Origin of the sequence: Pseudomonas sp. CFBP 8772 (assembly GCF_014841665.1) — a bacterium.
Lineage (GTDB): Bacteria > Pseudomonadota > Gammaproteobacteria > Pseudomonadales > Pseudomonadaceae > Aquipseudomonas > Aquipseudomonas graminis_B.
Genome location: NZ_JACYUI010000002.1, coordinates 445156 through 469119 on the forward strand (window position 1 = coordinate 445156; position 23964 = coordinate 469119).

The following is a 23964-nucleotide window of genomic DNA, read 5'->3' on the forward strand; positions in this document are numbered from 1 at the left end:
TGCAAGCCCATACGGTTAAACGGCGACGTCGTCGTAGCCGCGCGATTGGAGGAATGCGACGGTTGCAGGGTCATCCGGACTGACGGGCCACACGACATCGGGCCCTGGTGCGACTCGGCCCAATGTAACGGTGTACGTTCGCCAAGCATCCAGCAGCTCTATCTCTGCTTCGTCGGCGATGCCCTTGTCCACCGCGTATTGCAGGGTCGAAATCACGCTGCCGGCACACTGAGCTAGCAGCGCTTTCTTCAATCCAGCCAGATTCGTCAACGCCGCATTTTTGGCTGCGACATCGAGCACCCATTGCCCACCTTGCCAGACATCGAAGTCAGAGGAGGGCGCAGAAAGCGTGAAGAGTTCCGGGAGCTCGCCGAGCTCTTGATGCTTGCTCGCGGCCCGAGTGTCTTTGTCGTAAACGGTTTTGCCTCGATAGTCGGGCACTTGATGCCACATGCCATCAGCGTCGCCTCGGACCGCCGCACACCCTGGGAACACGATTGGCGCGTCGCCCTGGTATGTATGCGCCGGCATGAGCCATACACCTGGTTCTAATGGGCTCGGATCGGCAACGCCCATTCCCATAAATTCGCCAGTCAACGGCGATACGTGGCAGACGGTGGGGGCGAAAACGCCGTCTTGCTCCCACCAACGTCCTACAGGCGCCTCAACTGCAGGCGGCATCAGGCTCTCTTTACCTTCGGTCATTTGAATTTCCACTCGCTGTTAATCAGAACTTGATGCACGCCAGATACGCTTGGTTAGGCGGCCGTGACTCATTGCCACCAGAGGCGGCAATGCTCAACGTATGCGTGTGCGCGCCCGCCGAATCTGACGTCATGTATTGATACCCATCGCCCAGCTGGTCACCCAAAACGGCGTTGCCGGAACCCGCGTCAGGTGCGTAGATCATTTCTCTGACAAACGTCGTGTTATGGGTGTGCGCCCCAGCACTCAAGGCGGTGCCGCTGTGCCCGTGGCTTTGGTTCTGCGTGGCCTGATTGGTAGCAAAGGCGCGGTTCGGGTCGATGCCCCGCGCGTCATCCCATGCACGGTCGAAGTAGCCGCGAGCATCGGGCAGGTTAAAGGTCGTCGACCCATCGCCTGCGCCCCAAAGCGTGCCGATTCTTGCGAACAGAGCCGCGTAGGTGGTGCGCGATACTGCCGCCCCGTTTCGCTTGAGCCATCCGTCTGGCGGTGTAGGCATGGCAAACATGCCCACCATGCCCACCATGTCGCCCGCAGCGCTGCGGACAAACTCAGTAGTGGCCAGCGACTTGCTGCTGTCACCGGGCGCCGGGGTTGGGCCTGTTGGATTCCCAAGCAACACAGGACTATCGGTAACCCCGAACTCTTTCCACGCCGACCATGCCCCGGACGATTGAGTCCTGAAGTAGATCCTTGCCATGGCCGTATTACTCGACAGCAGCGCCGCGATCTGCATGCAACCGCCGTTGTTGTAGGGAATCACGATTCCCGACATGTTCCCGGTAAGCGGCGAGTTTGCCGTTGCACTGTTGGTACGAAAGAACCCTCCCAGTATGGTCGTGTTCAAGTCGGCTGAGAGCGGGCCGGTCCACGTCCCGACACCGAAAGCCGCGAGCGCCATCTGTACAAACGCTGTCGTGGCAATCGTGGTGTCGCTGTCACCCACGGGCGCGGTCGGTGCTCTCGGATCACCGATAAACACCGGCGAATCAATCGCAGCGGTCTCAACCAGCTTTCCGCGACCGCCCGGTAAGTAAATGGCGTCGGAGTTGTACGCAAACTGCACCCACTCGTTGGGCGCCAGCGTCATCGAGGAACCGCCCCCGGGAATCGCAATAACCTCCGTCCCGGTTGCCTTGATCGTTATATTACCGGCCGAGGCGTTGTGAATAGCCAGCGCCTTGCCCGCCTCCACTTCTGACTTGGACGGCAGCGTTAGCGTAACGCCTGCCACCGTCACCCGATGCCAGCGCCCAACGGAAGTAGGGTTAAGCACCGCCGACGCGGTGTAGCCAATGCCCACGCCTCGCCAGCCTTGCTTCGCATCGCCAAGGGCCTGCATGTTCGCCAGCTGGGCATTTTCCGTATTGAACGGAACCGTCGGGGCCGTCGGCGCACCGAGAAGCGCCGGCGAATCGGTCATGGCGATTTCGCGCCACGGAAACCACGTCGAGTCGTGCTGCACGCGAGTAAACGTCCGGCCGCGACCGCCCGGGGCAAACAGTTGCGTGGCGTGCTGGGTAGTTCGCCCCGCCAGACCGAACGTCAGCACGTCGAAGCAAACCGGCGCATTACCCGCCGCACCGGTTACCGGCCGGTTGTATAGTGCTGCGTCCGACTCGACGCCTTCGGCCTTGATGAACGAGCCCCAGGGCGCCTGGTTAAAGTCCAGCGTGTTGCCGGTTCCGTTGTCCGCCGAGCCGATGCCGAAAGCGCGCAAAGCAGCCTGCACAAATGCGGTCGTGGCAATGCTGGTGTCGTTGTCGCCCAGCGCCGGGGTCGGTGCCTTCGGATCACCAGTAAGCACCGGAGACAGCAGCGGCGCCAGCTTGGCCATCGCGGTCATCACCGTGGCTGCAAAGTTCGGATCATTCCCCATCGCCGCCGCGATTTCGTTGATCTGGTTCAGCGTCTCCGGCGCCGCGCCGACCAGCGAGGTGAACATGGCCTGAACGAACGCCGTCGTCGCGATCTGATCGCTGTTGTTCGATACCGCCGGCGTCGGGGCCTTCGCAATACCGGTGAAAGTCGGGCTGGCCGTGTTCGCCTTGGCCTGTAGCGCGCTGTCGATCTGCGTCTTGGTGTAGACATCCGTCAGACCGTAGCCGGCCACAGTCGTCGGGTTGTGGGCCGCCAGAACGCGCCCGTAATTGTCGACCGTGACGCTGCGGTATTCGCCCGGGGCAACGCCGGTCCGGCCCCATGCCATCTCAAACGTCAGCGCGGTCACGCCCAGGGTAATCGGTGCGTCAGTGACCAATTGCCAGGCGCTGTCGCCGTACAGCGTGCCTTGCTCAACCAAAACCAGCATACCTGGCGTCACGTCGTCATTGGTGTCTGCATCCGTTGCACGGGCCCATGCATTCGCCGAGGTAACCCAGATCCCGCGATCCTTGGCGGCGGTCTGAAAGGGAGCCAAAACGCGCTTGCCTGCCGGTACGGCCACGCCGTCGATGGTCTGCAGTCCGCTCAGCACGATGCTACCCGGGGCGCACGCCATCACCGAACTCTTGAAGTCCTGCTTGGCGAGCTCGCTCAAGACGAATTCCCGCGTGGCGAGTACCACGCTTGGGTCGATCTTCAACTCGACGCTGGCCGTGTTACTGACAATCAGGTTCATGCGGACCACTTGTGTGCGGCCGGATCCCTGCGCAAGCGTTGGCTTATAAGAAGGCGCGCAGTTCGCTACGGCCACCAGGTCGCCGTCAGCATCATATAGGCCGATCTCGCGGATCCAGTTGCCGCCAATCTCTGCAGGGATGACCTGCTCGGCGATGATGATGGCCGGGTTGCTTGGGTCTTGCTTGAGCTCATTGAGCGGCGCGCGGCGCCATTCCCGGATCAGCGACTTCTGCTTGGCATCAGGTTGCGGATCCGTGCCGTTGGCGTCACCCACCCCCATCTGGGTGATCTTCCAGGCGATGCCGAGCGCGTCTGCGTTGGCCTGCTTTGCGACGCCGATATTCGTGAGGATGGCAAAGAACTGCGAGGTTTGGTCAGTCATGAATACACGTCCAGGGTGTCAATAGTGGTTTCGCGCCCACCCCGGCCGATCACACCCGAGACATCGATGTCTCGCTGTTGCGGTGGGTGAACGTCAATTACATCGCCCTCGCTGATAGAGGCGCTCAGATAGGTGCGGCCGTTGGTTTCGAGGCTGATAGCCAGCCCGATCAAATGGCGGGTGAGGGGCTTGGCGTCTTCGATCAGCGCGCTCAGCTCCTGGTACATCTCGTCAGTGATGCCCGTGTCCAGAACGCCGACTTTCAGCTGGAACGTGCCTGGGACGCCCTCGGGCATGAGCTGCCACCACTCCTGGACATCGAGCAGGTAACCCAGCGGTTCCACGACCCGGCGCAACGCGCCGATCGTTCCTTTGCGGGAATGCACGAAGTACGAAGACTTGATGACCTTGCGCTTAATCGCCTCCGGCCAGCGCTCGTCCCATCGATCGACCGAAAATGCCCACGCGAGGTAGGGCAGCAGTGCAAGTGGGCACCGATCAGGGTTGGATAGGTCACGGATAGGGATCGGGACGCGCTCGATCTGCTGCAATGCCGAGGCGGCCAGCTGCTCCAGCGATCGGGCGTTGGGCGGTAAGAGGGGCGTCATAGTTCGGTACCGACCACGACGCTGACGCTGGTGCAATAGGCCGCCTGGTATGGCGTCGGCTTGATGTCTGTCCAGTTGTGCAGGACGACCTTGCGGACGCCCTCAACATGCAGCGCCGCATGGACTGCGGATTCCGAAATCTCAACCCCCAAGCGGCGACGCTGGGTGACGAACCCCGAGAGCTTTTGCTGGGCTGCAGCGCGGATCGGCTCGCCTTCGGGACCATTGGTAGCGAGATATAGCGTCGCGTCGACGCCGTACTGCAACACCTCGGCGGATTGGACGGTCAGCCGATCAGCCACCGGGCGCCGGTCTTCATCGCTCAGGTAGGCATAGACGATATCGAGCACGGCCTGGTCGACGGAGCCGTCGCCCAGGAGCGCCTGCACTGTCACCACTGCAACGGCCGGGGAGGGGCTCTCGGCGGTGGCGTCTGCGATACGACCGTCAGCGCTGCGGGCATGCAGGATGTAGCTGTTTTTCGGGCCTGCCGTTGATAGACCTTCCCATGCCATCTGCGCTCGCTCGCGCAGGCTGTCATCCGATTCCATCACAGCGGGGGTCGGAGGAATCGTGCTCGGGTCAGCCGGCGCCACGGTGAGTCGCTCGACGTCCATGTTCGCCGCCGCCTGTTCCAGATCTTTGCCTTTGGCCTTGGCGAGCATGGTGCCAAGTGCCGCTTCGTTGACCCGCTGACGCCACAGCGTCTCGCGGTAGGCATTCTCCTGAAGCAACTTTGTGAGTGGCTCCGACTCAAGGGCCAGGGTTGCCGCGACTTCCGCCTGCTGATCGGCCGGCCAGAGGGTGACGGCATATGCTTTGCGCTCGGCCAGGATCTCTTCGTAATCAATGCGCTCGACCACGTCCGGGTCGGGCAGCAGGGTCAGATCGATAGGAGTAAAGGTGTTCATGCAGACGCTCCCAGGCTCAGGGGTACGCGGAGGCTGAGAGGTTCGTTGGTGTCGACCACAGCGCCTTCGATGTCGAGGATTGCTTGCCCGGGCTGCTCGCCGAGTGACAACTGCACCCGGCTCAGCCGAATGCGAGGTTCCCAGCGCATCAACGCGATCGCGACGGCGGCATACGCCTGTAGCTTGGTTGCGTTGTTCAACGGCCAGTCGACGAGGTCAGCCAGCTGGCTGCCGTAGTCCCGGCGCATGATTCGCGTGCCCAGCGGCGTGCTCAGAATGTCGCTGATGGATTGAGCAAGATGCGCGCTGCCGGTCAACGTCTTACCGTTTTTGCTGTTCATGCCGATCATGGGATGGGCCCATCCGAAACTTCGTTGCCGCGCTTCACGCCCGCCGTTCGGTGGTTGACCAGGCTGATTCCCAACGGCCCCGCAACGACGTCCTGGCTGACAGTCACAAGGCCCTCGATCACTACGTCGCCCGTGATGTGTACGCCGCCGGGCGCAACCAGCACCGCCTTGCCGCCGTCTGGCAGCGTTGCGGTCAGGGTGTGGGTTTCGGTGTCGTAATCCACGGTCGCGCCGTCGCGGTACCGGCGGCGACGGCGGGTGAGGCTCTGATCAGGCGAAGGGAAGAGGTCGCTGTTGAAGCCGGCGATAACAAAGCCATGGGCTGGATTGCCGGAGAGCGAAAGCACCAGGCACTGCTCATTGATGCTTGGCGGATCCCAGTCACTGTCCTCGCCGGCACGCAGCGTGTAGAACGGCAACCAGTCCGTGAGCAGGCCCCCGGTTTTTACTTGGCAACGAGGGATCGCCGGATCGATCGCGGCAATGGTGCCGGCGCGGATCAGGTTTTCTAGGCGTCGAATTACATCAGTGAGGGAGTCCATGACGCAGATGGTGCGGCTCGCGCGTGCGTGCCGCATCACCGGGACGGTGTAGGAGGGGGGGCTACAAGGCGGCGTTAGCCGGCGAGGTGATCGATCAGCGAATTCCGGATCGTTTCCAGCTCTTCACCGGAGAAACCCAGCAGTTCTCGGGTGTCGTACTGCACGTCTGCTTGACCTTTGGCCGGCCGGTCGCGCAGTCCGTACTGGTGGATTCGTGCGATCCGTCCAACGCGACCGACAAAGCCGATCGAGAAGCCGCCGGCGTTGTTTTCCGTGCGCAGGTAGCGCGCGGTTTTAAGCTTGGTGAACATCTTCGTTTTGACGCGCCCCTTCTTTCCGCGCAGATCCTTTGGCTTACGAGGCACGAACGAACTACCGTCCGGATTGCACTGGGCTGTCACCCGCTTCTGCTGGCTGCGCCGCAGATCACGGGCCATCGTGCCGAGCAGTTTTCGGCGCTCGGCATCGCTTAATTTCGCCAGCAGTACGCTGGCCCATTGTTCCAGGGCGCGAAGGTCCTGGCTCATGGGCGGTTCCAGCGCGTGATGAACACCCCGTCTGATGTGAAGAGATCGAGGTTTTCGAGGTCGAACGGATCGTCGGCAACGACGGGCTCGGGCGGATGACTGACCTGCAGGGTTCCATCGTCCTGGCGTTTGACGATTACCCGCTCGGTTAGCGGCAGTTTGATCGACAGGTCGACCTTGCTGTTGTCCAGGACATCCGCCTCGAAAACGATCGAATCCTTGCTGCGATCGACGTTTTCCATCAGATCTCGCTGATTGACCAGGACCCACGCCAGCAGAGGGATGGCGACGGCATCGGGGTGGCCTGCGTAGTCGGTCAGAATCAGATTGAGCGTGTAGATGTATTCGAAGGACAGACCAAACGCGGCGGTACTGCGGATTTTCCCGTTGTCGATGAAGATCATCAGCCGGTCAGGATTCTGCGCCAGATCCGGAACGGCCGCGAGCAGGTGCGCGCGCAGTGATTCGTGCTTGTTCATGGTTTCCGAGCCTGTTCCAGCTGATGCTGATAGACGGTATCGACTTGCGCCGCACAGTCAGCCCATGCCGTCTCGATCGCGTCCTGGTCGTCCAGAAGCGCGCCGTTACTGAGCGGTCGCGTCGCCGGCAGGACGCACGGCACGACGGCCGGACAACCAGTCTCGATAAGCAGCGGCTCCGGTGATGGCGGGGCGGTCGCGCAGCCGGCGAGCAGCGTCAGGGAGAGGCTGATCAGCCCATAGCCGAAGCTCTTCGTTCTCACGTTTCAAGTCCTCAATTGTCTGCTTTCGATCTGAGAGCGCTTTGCGAAGGTCGTTCTGCAGGAGGCGCAGCGCCGCTTGCGCCTTTCGCTCTGCAACCAGCGCGCCGGTCATCTGGGCGGCCACAGCTTCGCTACGGGTGGCCCTGCCGAGCGCGGCGGTTGTGGCGCCTTGGGCCAGCTCGACGTTTTTGTCTGCGATCTCGATCCGCTCGGACTGGGCCCAGAGCAACAACCCCAAAGCGCAGAGCAACGCCAGCCCGTACAGCGCCTGGCGCAGCGTGCTCATTTCCGGTACCAGCCGGCGGCATTCATCACGGCCACATCGGCCTGGCGAAGGTCGGCACAGATCACGATGGCCTTGATGCCGGGCTTGGCGATCGTGATCGCTTCACCGAGGTGCTGGGCGAGTTCAAAGGGGGTATTTGCCGGCAGCGTGAAGATATCGCCGTCGACGGGGCTCAGCTTGCGGATTTGGTGACGATCGATCATGCGGCCTCCGGCACTGGGCAACCGAGAGCGTGACGCTGATAAGCGCGTTCGAGCTTGGTGTCGTACAGATTCCGGGCGTAGTCCGGGCCGTTGTATTCCTTGGCGAACGCAGCCCACTTTTTGCCCTTCAACGACTTCAGCAGGCCCGCGTCCGCTTCAACGAAACGCACGAAGGCTTCGAACTGTTCGTTTTCGTTCATGGACATGCGCGACGCAAAGTCCTGGACGCTGCCGTAGCCGAGCCGCACCGCGTGGTAGCCCATCACCTGGAAGGCGCCCCAACTGGCCGATTCCAACGCGCATACGTCGTCGATCAAACGCGCGTTCGCCAGGCGCTGATGCTCGGCGGATCCGCCGGCATACCCGCCGGCCTTGGGATTAACCAGGTTGGGCTGGGAGGCAGCTAGTTGGTCAGCATGTTTTTTCAGCGCCGCTGCGTCGTCTTCCTGCGTGCGTGGGGTTTCGAGCTGGCGGTACATGATATGGCGCTCGAATAGGATCTTCGGCTTGCCGTTATCCAGGAAGCCGCTACCCTGGCTTTCAACTTCGTTCACAGCCATCACTACGGCGAGGTCGACGCCCAGTCTCGCTGCCGCGCTCACCAGGGAGGCGTGCTGCAGGAGGTTTGAGCAATTGTTGCCGGACAAGGCGATGACCGTCTTCTGGCCCGCTATACCGTCGATTACCAGGCCAACTTTGCGCTGGTAATCGCGAACCGCGGCCTCTGTGCTATCGCCGTAGATGCCGTCAGGATTAAGCCCGGCGCCTTTAAGGTTCAGGCGTTGCTGTAATACGCGGACTTCGTGGCCGCGATTCCCGTGACGTAAGACGCTCATACTTGTTCCACCTTGCGATTGAGTAAAGATTTGGCAATGGCACGCGTGGTTTCAACGCCCAGCAGGCCGATCACCCCACCGAAGAACGGACCGGTCGTCGTGGGGATGCCCAACAGCGACAGGCCGTGGCTCGCCGAAAGGGCCAGCAGCCCGCACAAAGGAGCCTCCAGCAGAACCCGTCGCCATGTGCCGCCGCCGTACATGATGCGTAGGGCCGCGATCACGGCGGCCAGTCCACCTGCGTAAAACGCAGGCCAGTTTTGTTGGAGCCAGGCAGCGAACCAGGCCCATGAATCCGGTTTGTCAGGCATGCGCTTTGATCCGCTATCTGAGGGTGGAATGGGAAGGTCATCCGTGAAGGTGGTGTGATGAATCAGTCCCATAGATTCACCATTTGCAGCACCTGAGCCTGGGGGGCTACGTCCGGCAGGATTACCGCCGTGCCGTGTGGCAAGACGGCGCCCAGATCCGCTAGGCCGGGGTTTGCGTTTAGCACCGCCTCTGTGACGCCGGTAGTGCGGCCATACACCCGCCAGCAGAGCGCGTCGACGGTGTCGTGCTGTTGGGCATACACGATCGTCGCCATCAGATGAGCTCCACTGTCGAGTGCGGAACACCCAGCAGATCGCGAATCGCGAACCGGGCATCGCGGCGGTATTCGTCGACTGACGGCGTCAGTTCGTCAGCGTTTTTGTTGCCCTCGGTCGAGGTGTCATAGCTGCGGTACCGCTCGGTGAGTTCGGCGCCGGCACTGCAATAGATGGATCGGCGATAGAGGTGGACGAGCAGGCTGATGCCCTTGATCTCGTCCGCTGGTACCGCTTCCAGCGTGTCGTGTCCTTCGGCTTTGTAGCCTTTCTTGACTGCGCTCAACTCGCCGTTGACTTGAATCAGCGCGTTGACAATCGCTACCTCAAGACGCGCGTCGGTAACGCTGCCATCGATCCTTAAAGATGCGCGCACATGGGCGCCATCGATGTCCGGCCAGAATCCGTCGTTCGTGATGGGGTACGGGGCAGTAGTGTTCGTGCCAGTGGCAATGAATCCGCTCATGTTTCTGCCCTAAGTCGGCGGTGGCCGAGGCGTCGCAGCAAGGAAAGGAGAGAACCTGCTGATCAGCCTCGGGCCGCCGGGGTTGCGGGGTACGCTCGGTCAGCTCCCTGGTGGGGGAGCAATCTTTTTCTGAAGGCGCTCGGCGCCTTCCAGGTCTTTTTTGCCACCGCAGCTGCTGTTCAGCTCTATGGCACGTTTGAGCAGCTCAATGCCGGCCATTACCTGACCGGGTTGGCCGGGGTTATCCGCGTCCAGACCTGCCACAGTGGCGCGGCCGGTTGCGAGGTACAGCTTCGCCCTGGCCTCGTCGGGCATGTCGTGGTCTGCGGTCAACTCCATTGCGCGGTGCAAGATGGCGAGGTCGAACGTCCCGTTGGTCTTCTGTGCTTTCAAAGCCGCTTCCGCGATTTCTTCAGCAATCAGGCAGCCGGTGGTGCGTTCGAACCGGTCAGGCATGAGCAGGTTGTGCTGCAACACATACGCTGCAATTTGGAGCGCGCCGGCATAATCCGAGGCGTCCACGCGCCAGATCATGATCGTCGTCAGCACTTCGTCCTGGGCGCCGTTGCCGGCAGACAACACACCGTCGACGTAGGGGATATAGGCCGGCAGAAGCTGCAACTTCAGCGAGGCTTTCCCTTCATTCGACTGGATCTGCTTGAGGCGCAGACGATCCTGGAGAAGCTGGGCCAGCTGCATTTCGTAGGCCGTTCCGCCCGCCATCGATACCAACGGCGTAGCAGCAGCGGCTTCCTGTGACGCAAGCGCCTGCAGCCGGTGACGTTGAGCGAGAGAAAGGCCCATGGTCACTTGGCCTCTTCGATGTGTTCGACGAGAGCGCCCAGGCCGAAGTCTTCGACGACGTAAGCCTCGTTCGACGACTGGTAGTCCGCGATGCGATCGCGCTCCGGTTCTTCGCGGGTCATGCGGCGACGGGCGCCGATCTGGAAGTAGATCGACAGGTTCTTGAGGGTGGTCACGAACACACCGCCGTCAATGAAGAACGGGGCATCAACGTAGGGCAGACCGCCCAGGGTGCCGTTCGCAAGGATGCGGGCCGCAGCCAGCTCGTTCTCGTTGTCTGCTGCGCCTTCGATGTTCGCCAGGAACTTGGAGTGCAGGAGGTTGCGGTCGACCAAAACGACCAGATCGGGACGCTTGCGGTGCCACGGGTCCAGCAACTGGATCGCGTCGTACACCAAACCATCGAGGGTTTTGTAGTCGCCGTTCGGGCCAATCGTGATCTTGCCGGCAACTTTGCCGCTGCTCAGAACACGCTCCGGTGCTTTGGTGCGGTACTTCTCAAGCCAGCCGATGTTTACGTCTTCCAGCAATGGATGGGCGGCGCGGTCGGTGTCGGCGGCAACGGTTTTCCCGTTAAAACCGATCATGATGCGGTCGAGTGCTTGCTGCCCGACGATCGCGCCCGACAGGCGTGCCTGGAAATCCTTGAACTTTGCCCAGGCATCGAGCAGTTGGTACTTCACGTAGGTGTCGAAGTCGGTCTTCTTGCAGCTGTAGGTGTCGGTCTTCAGCGCGCCAACGCTGCGCGGATCGCGAGCTTTGACCGAGGTATCGGTACGGCCAGCAATCGTTGAACCCACGCCCAGCAGGATCGCTTCACCTTCCTGCTCATCGACGCCGATGACGTTGATCTGTTTCAGGAAATCGCTCGATTCCTGGATGGCGGTTTCGAGGGTTTGTTGCACCGTCGGAGTGACAGTGAATTTCTCAGCCGCCGAGGCGACGGCGTTGAGCAGTGCCACCTGCTTGCTGAAGCCGTTGAAGGCAAGTCGTGTTTCGTTACGCATGGTGTTCTCCAGGTAAACCTTTGGGTGAGCGGTTCGATCAGTAGGCAGTCAGCACAGCGCCGTCGCCGCCGACTACGGGTGGACGGCTCGTCTGGCTGTGGTCCTGGGTCTCGCCCAGGCGCTTGATCAGGTCGTTGAAGTCGGTGCTGAGCTTGTCGAAATTGCCCTGCAGAGAACTGTGGGATTCCTCGATCGAGGTAAACAGCCTGGCTTGCTCGGCAGCGTGGCCGGCAAGCGCACCCACGGCGTCGTTCAGCTTCGAAAACTTTCCGTCGTCGGTTTCGGGCTTCTCGATCTCGACCGGCTTGTCTTTTTCTTTGGTCGCGCCGAGCAGTTCGGCGATGCGTGAGAACAGCTCTTCGAATCTGCCGGGGGTCTCTTCGATCTCGTCGAATTCGAGCTTCGCTTCCAGCAGCTCGGAAAACAGGTTGTCCGGCTTGTTCTTGCGTGCCTTGAGCGGGGATGCGTCCGGGTTCTGCGCGCTGAACGTCAGCATTTCAGTGCCCAGGCTCGCCGGCGAGTCGGTGACGGCCAACCCGTCCAGGTAAGCGCGACCAGTATCTGCAAACTTCGGCGCGATCTCGATGCTGGTGTACAGCTTCTGACGCGCCTTGTTCATGGCGATCAGGTCCGCCGTCGGTTCGATCTGGACGAACAGGGCCAGCTTCTTCACGCCATTGACGTCGACTTCTTCAGTCTTCGCGGCCAGCACGTCGCCGTAAGCACGGAACGGGCTGTCAGGCAGAACACTGCGGTAGTGCTCCATCCAGACGCGTGCTGCGTAGGTGTTCGGGCTATAGGTCTCGGCAGCGTCGACCAGCCACTGGCGCTCAATCTGGCGGCCGTCGGTGGTCGCGCCTTCTACGGCGACGCGAAACCATTTGGATCGAAATTTCTTACTCATCGAGCGGGTCCTCAAAGCGTTGCTGCGGGTGCAGTTGCGTTGAGGTGCATCGTCGACATTGGCGCTTTTATGAGCAATCGGCGCCAGTTGTAATCCGGGGCGCTACACGGCCCGTCACTACGCCTTCACACGCGCGTGGCGTCAGCATCGCCGCCATGACGACAACCGAAGCCACTCCCATCCGCGATAACCGCCGTCAGGCCAAATTCCTTTACTGGACCGGCCTGCGGATCTGCGCGATCGCCGAAATGTTGGGTGAGAAAGAAAAGACCGTTCACGCCTGGAAGACGCGCGACGAGTGGGACCGGGCTGACAACATCGAGCGGATCGGCGGGGCTCTCGAAGCGCGCCTGGTGCAGTTGATCCTGAAAGACGGAAAGACCGGCGGGGACTTCAAGGAAATTGACCTGCTCCATCGTCAGCTGGAACGGCAGGCTCGCATCCAGCGGTACAAGGCGGGCGGTACCGACACTGATCTCAATCCGAATCTGGCGAAGCGTAACGAGGGACCGAAGAAGAAGGCGGCGCGCAACGAGTTCAGCGAGGAGCAGATCGAGCAGCTGACCGAGGCGTTCAAGGACGGCTGTTTTGGCTATCAATTGGACTGGTACCGGGCGAGCAATCAGCGCACCAGGGCAATCCTCAAAAGCCGGCAGATCGGCGCGACTTACTACTTTGCCCGTGAGGCGTTCATTGACGCCCTGGTCACTGGCCGCAACCAGATATTCCTGTCGGCTTCGAAAAACCAGGCGCACATCTTCAAGGCTTACATTCAAGGGTTTGCGCGTGAAGTGTGTGGCGTTGAACTGACTGGCGATCCGATCATTCTTGCGAACGGCGCCGAGCTGCATTTCCTCGGCACGAACGCCCGAACCGCTCAGGGTTATCACGGTAATTTCTACTTTGACGAATTCTTCTGGACGTTCAAGTTCAGCGAACTGAACAAGGTCGCCAGCGGCATGGCGATGCAGAAACAGTACCGACGCACCTACTTTTCAACGCCATCGAGCATGGCGCATGAGGCGTACACGTTCTGGACCGGTGAGCGGTTCAACAAAGGCAAGCCGGCGGCGCAGCGGCTCAATCTGGACGTTTCCCACGACGCGCTGCAGCAGGGCAGGCTTTGCGAGGACCGGATCTGGCGTCAGATCGTCACCATCCTGGACGCCGAACAGCGCGGCTGCGATCTCTTCGACCTGGAAGAGCTGCGGCTCGAATACAACGCAGATGCGTTCGCGAATCTGCTCATGTGTCAGTTCGTCGACGATGGGGCCAGCATCTTCCCGCTCAACGTCCTGCAGCCGTGCATGGTCGACAGTTGGGTCGAGTGGTCCGAGGACTACAAGCCATTCGCGTCGCGGCCGTTTGCCGATCGGCAGGTTTGGGTGGGCTATGACCCGGCGGAAACAGGCGACAGCTCCGGCCTGATCGTTGTTGCCCCGCCGCTTGTGCCCGGCGGTAAATTCCGCGTGCTCGAGCGCCATCAGTTCCGGGGAATGGATTTCGCGGCGCAGGCCGAAGCGATCCGGCAGGTCACCCTGCGGTACTGGGTCACCTACATCGGCGTCGACATTACCGGCATGGGCTCGGGCGTGGCCCAACTGGTGCGCCAATTCTTTCCGAACGTCACCACGTTCAGCTACTCGCCCGAGGTGAAAACGCGCCTGGTGCTCAAGGCATACGACGTGATTCACAAGGGTCGCCTCGAATTCGACGCCGGCTGGACCGACATGGCGCAGTCGTTGATGGCGATCCGCAAGACCATCACGGCCAGCGGCCGGCAATTCACCTATACCGCAGGCCGCACCGACGAGACCGGACACGCGGATCTCGCCTGGGCGCTCTTCCACGCACTGCAGAACGAACCGCTTGAGGGCCAGACCTCAACGAATACTGGCTTCATGGAGATTTACTGATGAGCAACCGCCGCAGCAGAAACACGCAAACCAGCGCCGTTACCCAGCCCCCGATCGAGGGGGATCTGCTGCCTGCGGCCGGCGGCAAGATGGAGGCGTTCACTTTCGGCGACCCCACGCCCGTGCTTGATGAGCGGGGAATACTGGATTACCTGGAGTGCTGGCTCAACGGGCGATGGTACGAGCCGCCGATGTCCCTTGATGGTCTTGCGAAGTCGTCCAGGGCCAGCGTGTTCCTGCAGTCGGGGCTGAACTTCAAACGGAACATGCTGGCTCGTACTTTCATCCCTCACAAGCTGCTCACGCGGCAAACGTTCGAACAGTTCGCCCTGGACTTCCTTTGGTGCGGCAACGGCTATCTCGAAAAGCGCGACAGCATGATGCGAAGCACGCTCGGCTTGCAGCCTGCCTTGGGCAAGTACATGCGGCGCGGCGTTGAACTGGACACCTATTACCAGGTTCGTGGGTGGAGCGATGAACACGAGTTCAAGAAGGGGACCGTTTTTCATCAGCGTGAAGCCGATATCAATCAGGAAATCTATGGTCTTCCGGAGTGGCTCCCGGCGCTGCAAAGCGCGTTGCTGAACGAGTCCGCCACGCTGTTCCGGCGCAAGTATTACAACAACGGCAGTCACGCCGGTTTCATCATGTACATGACCGACACGGCCCAGAACGAAACAGACGTTGCGGCGCTGCGCAGCGCGCTGAAGGCCGCAAAAGGGCCGGGCAACTTCCGCAATCTGTTCATGTACGCGCCTGGCGGCAAGAAGGACGGCATTCAGCTGATTCCCGTCAGCGAAGTCGCGGCAAAGGACGAGTTCGCCTCGATCAAAAACATCAGCCGCGACGACATGCTGGCCGCGCTGCGTATCCCGCCGCAACTCATGGGCATCGTCCCGCAGAACGCTGGTGGCTTCGGCTCAATCAAGGAAGCCGCCCAGATCTGGGCCATGAACGAGCTCGAACCTGTTCAGGCCCGCCTGCAGCAGATCAACGATTGGCTGGGCGAAGAGGTGGTGCGATTCCAGCCATTCGCGTTGTACCCTTGAAACAGGTCTATGAACTTGGAATACCCAGTGTATCGCTGCCTTTGATGCTGATACGTGGTTGGATGAAAGCGCGTCACGTTAGCGTACGTTAACTCTAAGCGGCTACCTCCAAATCAAAGCACTCCCACAGCAGCCCGAGGACATACCTAGACATCATTGGCGACACGCTATTACCTATCATCCTAAATGAGTGCCAAATCGTGGGGTGAAATAGAAACCAGTCTGGAAAGCCTTGTAAACGGGCGGCTTCTCTGACCGTGATGACGCGAGGCTCCTCTGGATGGATAGGTCTCATTGCCTGAAAGCTTCCTTTATCGCTCCCAGTACCAGCTCTTAGAGTTGGGCAGTGCCCCTCCCAAGACAGCTTGGGGTAGCGGCTAGTCTGCTCAATCGAGCCGGGAGCGGTATCGGCGAATCGAGACACGACTGCTTCGGTGTGCTTAGTTCGCATCAACCCCGTGACGAGCCCTGCGCTGAGCATTCGAGCCGAAAGTTCCGCTCCAACGTTTACCGCAGCTTTCTTTAGACTTCGGGCGTATTTACTCGAATGCCTTTCAGCTTCATATGCCCACCAGTCGTAGTGCGCTTCCCTACATATGATGGAATTGCTAGGTGAAGGTAGATCTCCTATGGCTTCCATGACCGTCACCGCCGGGACGGAGGGGGCAATGAGGCGGTGATGAACTGGTGTTAGAGAGATCTCGTCCCGATACCCGATCACGATAACTCGTTTTCGTGATGTGGCTGCCCCACAATCCAGAGCGTTCAATTTGAAAGGCCCGAGGATATTATATCCTCCGCTTACCAAACTTAGCGCATCATCTAATATAGGCCTGTTCTGCCGATCTAAGATTCCTTCAACATTTTCCATTACAAACAACTTTGGTTTTAGTAAAAGAATTTGGTTGAAAAAATGGGTAATTAGACTATTTCTAGGATCTTCCGGTTTCCTCAATCCAATGCGGCTGAAACCTTGGCATGGAGGACCTCCAATCACTAAGTCAGGCCGAATATTACCAATGGCAAATTCCCAAAAATTGGAGTCCAAGGTGGAGATGTCTGCCAAATGGACTTGGGCATTGGGGAAGTTCAACTTGTATGAATGCTGCAAATTGGGGTCGATGTCGATTGACGCTATATTCTTGAAGCCCGCTAGTTCAGCTCCAAGGCCAAAACCTCCGCACCCACTGAATAAGTCAACGAAGGTTGGCCTGCTCAAACCCATCACCCGATTTATGTCAAACATGCATTATATACGATTTTTATGCAAAAACGAAACGGTCATAAAGTTACCTCGCCGTATGAAGGGTAAAGTTTATAGAATTTAGAATAGTCATCAAGCTGGCTTTGGTCGAGCCTGAAGCCTAACCTATTCAGGACGTCATCTTCGGTAAGTTGCTCAATTGAAGGTAGAAGGGCATCTAGCGATATTCGCTCGCGGTGTGTCAAAGGGGGCACTTGTATAGGATAAAGAGCTGGGCCAATGTATTCGGAGTTCAAAAAGCATCTGTTTTCACGAAGCTTCGTGTCTGACTCTTCATCAACAAACATTCCTCCAATGGTAATCATTGGAGCATTATCCTTGTAGTAATAATTCAGGAAGGATACGAACTTCCCACCGCGCCCTGAACGCCTATGAGCACGTTCGATATGCCGTGTAAGGCATGTAGCTAACACGTTATGGTAGTTTTTCTGATTTATATGTTTGAATTCTTCAGAGCTTGGTGCTGCATCTTTCAATATGAGCTTTAAACCTTCATGCCTGTTAAGTGTGTTTCCTTCCGAGTCTTGGCCAGGAATTCTGCCCAGATGCGCATTTACGGTAACCATGAGTATCGAGCCAGAGGAGATTTTTGAAGCCACCGTCGCACTGTCGTCAAATACAGCTGAATTCTCCGGGCCGCAGTCATAGTCAAGCCATACAATAGAGGGTTTAGACCAGTCAGTTTCTTCGATGCCTTCGGCTGCGGGGCCCGCGAAGACCTTGATATTCTTGTAAGGACGATTGAAAGTAGCCCTTGGCGAATACTCTGCGAGCTCGAAAGAGACCAGTTTTTCGATACCTAGTTGTTTGTGAGCCATAACGAAGTCCACGAACCACATTGACCCCATGCCTAGGTACTGGTATTGGGAGAAATCAAAGGTACTAGAAAGGCCAACCAGTGTTTCAAATATAATCTTCCTTTCTACGCATTTGTTAGGCCGCAGAGAGTAATTGATTGCTTCAAATGAGGCCATTACTCGCCGACCTCATTTTCTAAGTAATATTCAAAAGTTTTTTGACCGATTTGCTTGTAGCTCATTTGGCTATTGCCAAAAGACTGCGCAACTTTGTTCAGTAACGTTAAAGGCTGCTGGTAGGATATAGTACCCATTCTGATCTTTGGCGCGGTGTCAAAAGTAGGGAGTTTCATTAACGCAGGTGCGGCTGAGCGAGCCTCGATTTGCGCGATAGGTTTTATCGCAGCACTCGACTCCGCGGACTTGGCCTGTTCTAAATTTGCCTTTCGAGTATTGGTGTAATCAAGGTACTTTCGTGTTGCATCCCGCATGAAGGATGTTGCTCTTCTAAATACAGGCAAGGTTTCGTCAATTTGTCGCTTGGTTGTAGTCCAAGGCAACTCCCCAGGGTTTTCAGATGAAAAGAAAATTAGCCCCATGAAACCGTTGTATTGCGGGTGCCAAGTCGGAAAGCCGTCGCCCCAGATTGTTTTTTCAGTCTTATCTCCGGCCAATACGACCCGATCATTGCATACCACATACCAGCCCCAGCTTTCGGTGTCTTTCGTAAGGGTGGACGGGTCCCCCGAATCTTCGGGCGGTGTGCCTGCCACCCCTGAAATGATGCGCACCTGTACACCGGTTTCAGCGTCCACATATTCGTGAACGTAAGGGGATATATCCTCGCCGTCACGGACACCATAAACATGCTGCTTGACAGAGACTCCATTGATCTTTATCTCGAAGCCGCTCTGCAAGAAAAAAGAATAATATTTTCCTACATCTTTCCGCATGTTGTTAATAAAAATCTGGTCTGAAAATTCGGAAGATGTGGCTGGCCTTAACTCGCTTACTATAATTTCAGTACCTACAAAGCCTTCTGGCTCAAAGTGTTCGAGTGGAAATTCCCACTCTTTTTTGGCGGCCCACGCCGCTACGTCAATCGTCATCACAAATGCTTCGTCAGGAGTATCGGTAGTTGCGCTTTTTATCTGAATTTGTCTACCGATTTTGAATATTGCCCTCTTCATTCCTATGCCATAAAGGCCGATGGAATTCTCCGCATCTTTCGGCGCAGTAGAGCGTCGGCCAAAATGAAATGCATACTCTGTAGCGTCAACCAAAGACATACCGCCACAATTATCTTTTATTGCAAATTCAGAGTCTGACAATTGAACGTCGACGAAATATCCAGATAAGTTAGAGCGATCATGCCGCTGAGCATGCCTGGACGCCCCGTCGATACTATTGTCCAAAAGATCGAATATGCACTCGTCTAGTCCGATATCTCGAGTGATCATATCTATAAAAAAGTCTTTAGTAGGGTCTGCTTTCGCCGTCCACTGTGCCATATGAGGCTCCCTTTGAACGTTGATTATGGATATGAGGAAGAACGTGTTTGATCGTGTTCATAAAGCTTGCATACTGCCAGAGCCGAGCGCTTGGGATCTACTTTTTTCAGAAAGCCTCGCAGTTGACTGACTTGGAATGAGCAGGGCAGGGCAGCACTCGAAGTGCCTTGAGCAGGCATCGCGCCTTGGGCGGCTGAGGATCATGCAATTACAGCTGAGTGGGATGGGAGGCGAGCCAGCCTTCGCATCGGTTCGATCCGCGATCACGGCGAATTTAGCGGGTCCCGTTGGACTGCGCAGAGAGCCCCATTTTCCCGGTGCGGAGCATCAATCCACACAGGGCTGCCGCTTGGTCTGCGAGGAGAGGTTGGATCGTAGGGCTATGGGCTGATGTAGACGCTCGCCTAGCCGGCGAATACGGTAGCCCGCAGCGTTAAGCCGCATAAGCATGTGGCGTTCCATCACGTCCTGGGAGTGAGCTGCTTGCCGTCGGCCGCTGCCGGTATCCGCCTTTGCCTACACCGAACCACTGCACCGACCTGCGCTCCCCAGTTCCCACTTGGCGCGCGCCGTCGTCCCCCCGCCACGCCTGCGGGCTAAATAGGTCTAGTTTTCTGCGCACCTGCAGACCTCTCCCCACAGCCCGCGCCGGGCCTCTCCTGCGCGAGTTGAAGCTGAGAAAACCCTGCAGATCCCTGCACGCCCCCCTATTTTCGAACGCCCTGTAGGCGCGATCTCTGAGGGCTGTTTCTAGGTTCAGCCACGGGAAAAGGGTTAGTTTTTATTTGAGGCACTGCGCGGGAGACCAAACCCAATGACCACGGGGGGTAAACGCTTATTTTGCGAGGTTAGAATAGGGTTAGGAGAAATGAGGGGTAGTGGTTAGGTCGTTGATTTATAAGGATATTTTATTACTGGTTTCTAACAGCTAGAAAAGGTTAGTTTCTAACCTATCCTGTCTATAAAGCTAACCCTTGTCGAAACTCTATAGCCCTTTAAATCCGTGGCTTCCAGAGGCGGCAGACAAAACCTGCCTTAACTAACCAGTTTCCCGGGGGTGAACATAAATTGGGAAATCGCTTAGGGGGAGGGGTTGTCAGAGCCTTGTCCGCGTAACTGCTCGCTCTCATGAAGCTTCATCCAACTGCTCCGTAGCGCCGGCTTACACATCGCTGACCCACTCAGATCGGATCACTGCCACCGGTGGGTCCTGAGCGATTATTTCAAAGATGAACTGCTGACTCTGCTTGTGAGTGTCATCGACAGACTTAAGGTGCAGTTGGAACCGGACCTCGATCCTGTTACAGCGATATCGACCCTCGCGAACGCCTTGGATGCCGATTTGGTTTACATGGCCTACCGGGAATGTGTACGCAGCACCGCTTTGCCCAATTAACGCCCAGCCTTTCTGGCTAGGTGTGTCATAGGTCTCATCACCGATCTGAAGCTGTGTAGCGGTCATCATCACAAAGCATGGGTGCGGGCCCACGTTCAACGGGCGGACGGACACGCTATAGATAATCTCACCCTCGCCGCGATCAAGCTGCTCAACGGCCACGACGGGTACGACATAAGGGCGGTACTTCGCCCGATACTCACGTCGAAGGTAAAAAAGAGTGACGCTCGCAAGTACAAGCGCGATCAGGGCAATAGCGGCAGTTACCGCATTCGCATAATCGGTGGAAAAAGTTTTTAGCCACTCCATAGCCATACCCCAAGTCGTTCCGCACCGTTGTTACGTCGCTTGTTACGTATTGCGCAAACAACAAGGGCCTGCATCGCTGCAAGCCCTTGATTTGTATGGTGCCGGCACCAGGAGTCGAACCCGGGACCTACTGATTACAAGTCAGTTGCTCTACCAACTGAGCTATACCGGCGTTGTGGGCGCTGATTATAGGGATTTGATCTGGCGAGTAAAGCCCTAATTTCAGTTTTTTCGCGGCCCTTATGCCGGAAGGTGATTACCGTTATTCACAATCCGCACAAACCGAAGGCGACGATCGGTCAGATTCAGGAACCATTCTCAATCGTTCGCAAGCTACTGTTTTAGCGCCAATTTTATGCTGCCTAAAAAATGAACAAATGGTTACATCCCTCCCAAAGCAGGATTTCCGGGCGTTCGCTGGGATTCCATCAACAGACTTATCCACAGGCGCGCGCGTCAAAAAAAGCTCACGGCCGTTCTGCGAGAATGAGCAGATTCCGCGGAGTGACTTGGCTGTCGCAGAAGGTGCCGATACGTACGTCGTACCCGCACTCAGTCAGATAAAGCGCGCGGTCGAGGATGAGCCACATTTCCAGCGGCCGGCGGAAGAGGTTGCGCAGCAATTCGAGGTTGCGCACTTCGGCCAGACGCGCCCAGCCCGCGGCTTCAAGGGCGGTCCAGTCCTGAATGCCGGGGGAGGGCAGTTGCTTGAGCTCGGCGAGGTCGCGGCAGTAGTCGGCGAAGGGTTTGTCTAGCCAGGCGCTGGGGAGCGATGGCGTTGGCAGATAGTCGTCGATGCCGCGCAGCTCTCGCTGCAGCAGGTCGAAGGCGAGGCGTCGGGCCATGGAGATGTCGCGCTGGCGGCGCACGCGGGCGCCAGCAGTGACGGTTTCGCTGAGGGGCAGGCCGAGGTCGTCGATGGAGAGCGTAAGCGCGGACGCTTTGCCCTGCTCGGAGATGGGCACGTAGTGCTCGCCGGCGATGCGGTTGTAGCAGCAGGGTGCGATGGCCAGTTGTTGGCAGCGCGCGTCGCTGGCGAGGTGCATGAGGCGCACATGAAGGTCGCCGCAGGCGTGGAGGGCGACGGACGTGTGATGGGCTTCGAGGCGCCCGGCTGCATCGTCGGCCATGACGTCTTGATGCAGATGGTTTGCGGTGATGCCCAGTTTGTCGCTGAGTTGCCTTCCCGATTCAACCAGGTGCGCATCGTATTCCAGGCAGGTGAGCGCTTGGCCGCCATGGGCGAGGCGCCGACCCAGATGGCCTTTGCCCGAGCACCAGTCCAGCCAGTGGGTTGGCTGTCGCTGAAAGCTTAAACGGCTGGCGAAGGCTTCGATCTGTTGCCACTTGCGCCCGGGCACGTCGACGCTCATGCGCGATGACACGGGCTCCAGGCTGACGGGAGGCAGCGGGTCGATCTCGCTTAACGCCCTCGACTGTAAAGCTAGCTGAGCAAAGGGCTGCGGCGCACTGAGTTGTTCGGGGTGGTTGTGCGCCGCTTCTGCCTCTTCGAGCGAACGTTGTCGCAGCCAGCGTGACAGCTCAGGGTGCTGGGACTCCCACGGCAGGTGGCGATGGGTGAAAGGTCGTGGGCGCCACAGGGCCTGATGCTCCAGGAGGAAGGCATCAAGCGCGGCGAATCGGGATTGGAGTTGCGCGGGTGTGAGTGGCATTGGGTTATGGCAGTTGAGCGGTGATGTGCAGCATACGGTGAATCAGTGCCTGAGCGCGTTTATCAGGCTCGGCAATCTTCGGCGGCTGAAATACCGCTTTCGCGAGCAAGCTCGCTCCCACCTGGACCGTGTTCTCTGCGGGAGCGCGCGGCGATCCTCAGCGCCCTTGGCTGGCATCCACTCGCAGATAGCGCTCAAGTAGCTTGAAGCCTTGCACCAGCACGAACGACATCACCAGATAGATCAACCCGGCGATGAGGAAGGTCTGCTCCGGCATGTAGGTTCGCGCGTTGATGGTGCGGGCCATGCCGGTGATGTCGAGCAGGGTCACGGTGCTCGCCAGTGCGCTGGCCTTGAGCATCAGAATGACTTCGTTGCTGTAGGCGGGGAGGCCGATGCGTGCGGCGCGGGGCAGGATGATGTACAGCAGCGCTTTGCCTCTGGACATGCCCAGTGCGCGGGCCGCTTCGATTTCACCGGGCGGCACGGCCTGAATGGCGCCGCGCAGTATCTCCGCGATGTAGGCGGTGGTGTGCAGCGTCATGGTCAGCGCCGCGCAGAAGAACGGATCGCGCAGGTAAGGCCACAGCGGACCCTTGGTGACGGCGTCGAATTGCGCCAGGCCGTAATAGACCAGAAACAGCTGGACCAGCAGCGGTGTGCCACGAAAGAAGAAGATGTAAGCGTAGGGCAGCGCCCGGACATAGGCGTTACGCGAAGCGCGGGCGATGCCCAGCGGAATGGCGAGGATGAGGCCGGCAATCACCGCGACGGCGACCAGTTCCAGCGTGACGGTGGCGCCGTGCAGCAGTTTCGGCAGCCATTTGAGGACGAATTCCCAGCTCATGACGCGCTCCTCGCAAAGCCCACCGACGCGCGTTTCTCCAGCCACGCCAGGCCTATCATCGACAGCGCGGTCATGCACAGATACATCAGCGCCGCGACCATATAGAAGGTGAAAGGCTGCTTGGTGGACGTGACGGCGATCTGCGCGTGACGCATGACCTCTTCAAGCCCGATGACCGAGACCAGCGCCGTGTCCTTCATCAGGATCATGAATAGGTTGCCGAGCCCCGGCAGCGCAATGCGCCACATCTGCGGCATCACCAGCTTGAAGAAGATGCGTGAGCGGGACATGCCCAGCGCCAGCCCCGCCTCGCGATGACCTTTCGGGATCGACAGCATGGCGCCGCGAAACACCTCGGTGGCGTACGCGCCGAAGCACAGGCCTAGCGCAATGACGCCAGCTGCGAACGCACTGAGCGACAGGTTCGGAATATCGAACAGCTTGCCGATCGCCCGCATCGAGCTGACCGTGCCGAAGTAGATCAGCAACACCCACAGCAATTCAGGGATGCCGCGGACCAGCGTGGAATACGTGCCGCCGAGCCACTGCAGGGCTCGATTCGGCGAAGTTTTCGCCAGCGCCCCGAGCAGGCCGAGGACCAGCCCCAGGCACAGGGCCGACAGCGCAAGTTGGAGGGTCATCAGCATGCCGGCGGCCAGGGGCGGGCCGAATCCATAGAGATCGAAGTTCATGGCGTTGTTTGTCTAGAGGACAGACGCC

The 23964-nt window shown here is 58.7% G+C and carries 26 protein-coding genes, 1 tRNA gene and 1 pseudogene; 2 read left to right on the forward strand and 26 right to left on the reverse strand.

The features are described 5' to 3' along the window. Positions 1-15: 15 nt before the first annotated feature. The 18 genes and pseudogenes from IFT99_RS05730 to IFT99_RS05810 all read right to left on the reverse strand — a co-directional run bounded on the left by IFT99_RS05730 (position 16) and on the right by IFT99_RS05810 (position 12482). Positions 16-705, reverse strand: coding sequence for a tail fiber assembly protein (locus IFT99_RS05730; RefSeq protein WP_192130763.1), 690 nt, complete (start codon positions 703-705; stop codon positions 16-18). Positions 706-727: 22 nt separating this feature from the next. Then, positions 728-3709, reverse strand: a complete 2982-nt coding sequence (locus tag IFT99_RS05735) for a phage tail protein (RefSeq protein WP_192130764.1) — start codon at positions 3707-3709, stop codon at positions 728-730. Continuing rightward, entirely contained in the window at positions 3706-4317 is a 612-nt protein-coding gene (locus IFT99_RS05740) for a phage tail protein I (RefSeq protein ID WP_192130765.1), read from the reverse strand. Before IFT99_RS05740 ends, IFT99_RS05735 begins: the two co-directional genes overlap by 4 nt. After that, positions 4314-5228, reverse strand: coding sequence for a baseplate J/gp47 family protein (locus IFT99_RS05745; RefSeq protein ID WP_192130766.1), 915 nt, complete (start codon positions 5226-5228; stop codon positions 4314-4316). Before IFT99_RS05745 ends, IFT99_RS05740 begins: the two co-directional genes overlap by 4 nt. After that, complete coding sequence (locus IFT99_RS05750; RefSeq protein ID WP_110950433.1) at positions 5225-5578, reverse strand: GPW/gp25 family protein; 354 nt, start codon at positions 5576-5578, stop codon at positions 5225-5227. The genes IFT99_RS05745 and IFT99_RS05750 overlap by 4 nt, the downstream gene beginning before the upstream one ends. After that, on the reverse strand, positions 5575-6120 hold the full coding sequence (locus IFT99_RS05755) for a phage baseplate assembly protein V (RefSeq protein WP_244656899.1): 546 nt from the start codon (positions 6118-6120) through the stop codon (positions 5575-5577). The genes IFT99_RS05750 and IFT99_RS05755 overlap by 4 nt, the downstream gene beginning before the upstream one ends. A gap of 74 nt (positions 6121-6194) precedes the next feature. After that, positions 6195-6647: a phage virion morphogenesis protein gene (locus IFT99_RS05760; protein WP_192130768.1), complete on the reverse strand. Its 453-nt coding sequence runs from the start codon at positions 6645-6647 to the stop codon at positions 6195-6197. Beyond that, on the reverse strand, positions 6644-7126 hold the full coding sequence (locus IFT99_RS05765) for a phage tail protein (protein WP_192130769.1): 483 nt from the start codon (positions 7124-7126) through the stop codon (positions 6644-6646). The genes IFT99_RS05760 and IFT99_RS05765 overlap by 4 nt, the downstream gene beginning before the upstream one ends. Beyond that, a pseudogene (lysC, locus tag IFT99_RS26165) lies at positions 7123-7317 on the reverse strand (Rz1-like lysis system protein LysC); the annotation flags it as partial. The pseudogene lysC and the gene IFT99_RS05765, both read right to left, overlap by 4 nt. After that, positions 7232-7675 carry an Rz-like lysis system protein LysB gene (gene lysB, locus IFT99_RS26250; RefSeq protein ID WP_192130770.1) on the reverse strand — a complete coding sequence of 148 codons (444 nt, stop codon included), beginning with the start codon at positions 7673-7675 and terminating at the stop codon, positions 7232-7234. The pseudogene lysC and the gene lysB, both read right to left, overlap by 86 nt. Next, on the reverse strand, positions 7672-7878 hold the full coding sequence (locus IFT99_RS05775; protein WP_192130771.1) for a hypothetical protein: 207 nt from the start codon (positions 7876-7878) through the stop codon (positions 7672-7674). Before IFT99_RS05775 ends, lysB begins: the two co-directional genes overlap by 4 nt. After that, positions 7875-8714 (reverse strand): N-acetylmuramidase domain-containing protein, encoded by an 840-nt coding sequence (locus IFT99_RS05780; RefSeq protein WP_192130772.1) that lies wholly within the window; start codon positions 8712-8714, stop codon positions 7875-7877. Before IFT99_RS05780 ends, IFT99_RS05775 begins: the two co-directional genes overlap by 4 nt. Next, positions 8711-9025: a phage holin, lambda family gene (locus IFT99_RS05785; protein ID WP_192131023.1), complete on the reverse strand. Its 315-nt coding sequence runs from the start codon at positions 9023-9025 to the stop codon at positions 8711-8713. The genes IFT99_RS05780 and IFT99_RS05785 overlap by 4 nt, the downstream gene beginning before the upstream one ends. A 62-nt stretch (positions 9026-9087) precedes the next feature. After that, positions 9088-9300: a tail protein X gene (locus IFT99_RS05790; RefSeq protein ID WP_192130773.1), complete on the reverse strand. Its 213-nt coding sequence runs from the start codon at positions 9298-9300 to the stop codon at positions 9088-9090. After that, on the reverse strand, positions 9300-9767 hold the full coding sequence (locus IFT99_RS05795) for a head completion/stabilization protein (protein ID WP_192130774.1): 468 nt from the start codon (positions 9765-9767) through the stop codon (positions 9300-9302). Before IFT99_RS05795 ends, IFT99_RS05790 begins: the two co-directional genes overlap by 1 nt. A 99-nt stretch (positions 9768-9866) precedes the next feature. After that, positions 9867-10571: a phage terminase small subunit gene (locus tag IFT99_RS05800; protein ID WP_192130775.1), complete on the reverse strand. Its 705-nt coding sequence runs from the start codon at positions 10569-10571 to the stop codon at positions 9867-9869. A gap of 2 nt (positions 10572-10573) precedes the next feature. Then, the gene (locus IFT99_RS05805; protein WP_192130776.1) at positions 10574-11578 is read right to left on the reverse strand and encodes a phage major capsid protein, P2 family; all 1005 of its coding nucleotides are present in this window, start codon (positions 11576-11578) and stop codon (positions 10574-10576) included. A 37-nt stretch (positions 11579-11615) separates the two neighbouring features. Next, a complete protein-coding gene (locus IFT99_RS05810) occupies positions 11616-12482 on the reverse strand; it encodes a GPO family capsid scaffolding protein (protein ID WP_192130777.1) in 867 nt (288 codons plus the stop codon). A 155-nt stretch (positions 12483-12637) separates the two neighbouring features. On the opposite strand from IFT99_RS05810, the gene IFT99_RS05815 reads away from it, so the two are divergent. Further along, the gene (locus IFT99_RS05815; protein WP_192130778.1) at positions 12638-14398 is read left to right on the forward strand and encodes a terminase ATPase subunit family protein; all 1761 of its coding nucleotides are present in this window, start codon (positions 12638-12640) and stop codon (positions 14396-14398) included. Beyond that, the gene (locus IFT99_RS05820) at positions 14398-15447 is read left to right on the forward strand and encodes a phage portal protein (protein WP_192130779.1); all 1050 of its coding nucleotides are present in this window, start codon (positions 14398-14400) and stop codon (positions 15445-15447) included. Before IFT99_RS05815 ends, IFT99_RS05820 begins: the two co-directional genes overlap by 1 nt. A 94-nt stretch (positions 15448-15541) precedes the next feature. Here the strand turns inward: IFT99_RS05820 and IFT99_RS05825 are convergent, their stop codons facing one another. The 8 genes from IFT99_RS05825 to IFT99_RS05860 form a co-directional block, all read right to left on the reverse strand. Further along, positions 15542-16693 (reverse strand): DNA cytosine methyltransferase, encoded by a 1152-nt coding sequence (locus tag IFT99_RS05825; protein ID WP_244656900.1) that lies wholly within the window; start codon positions 16691-16693, stop codon positions 15542-15544. A gap of 35 nt (positions 16694-16728) precedes the next feature. Then, complete coding sequence (locus IFT99_RS05830; protein WP_192130781.1) at positions 16729-17685, reverse strand: O-methyltransferase; 957 nt, start codon at positions 17683-17685, stop codon at positions 16729-16731. Then, positions 17685-19019 (reverse strand): ATP-binding protein, encoded by a 1335-nt coding sequence (locus IFT99_RS05835; protein ID WP_192130783.1) that lies wholly within the window; start codon positions 19017-19019, stop codon positions 17685-17687. Before IFT99_RS05835 ends, IFT99_RS05830 begins: the two co-directional genes overlap by 1 nt. Positions 19020-20181: 1162 nt before the next feature. After that, on the reverse strand, positions 20182-20730 hold the full coding sequence (locus IFT99_RS05840; protein WP_192130785.1) for a hypothetical protein: 549 nt from the start codon (positions 20728-20730) through the stop codon (positions 20182-20184). A gap of 90 nt (positions 20731-20820) precedes the next feature. Further along, positions 20821-20896: transfer RNA gene (locus tag IFT99_RS05845), tRNA-Thr, on the reverse strand. Between the two features lie 295 nt (positions 20897-21191). Next, complete coding sequence (locus IFT99_RS05850; protein WP_192130787.1) at positions 21192-22397, reverse strand: methyltransferase; 1206 nt, start codon at positions 22395-22397, stop codon at positions 21192-21194. A gap of 157 nt (positions 22398-22554) precedes the next feature. Beyond that, the gene (locus IFT99_RS05855; protein ID WP_074889863.1) at positions 22555-23244 is read right to left on the reverse strand and encodes an ABC transporter permease; all 690 of its coding nucleotides are present in this window, start codon (positions 23242-23244) and stop codon (positions 22555-22557) included. Beyond that, positions 23241-23936, reverse strand: coding sequence for an ABC transporter permease (locus IFT99_RS05860; protein WP_192130789.1), 696 nt, complete (start codon positions 23934-23936; stop codon positions 23241-23243). The genes IFT99_RS05855 and IFT99_RS05860 overlap by 4 nt, the downstream gene beginning before the upstream one ends. Between the last annotated feature and the right edge of the window lie 28 nt (positions 23937-23964).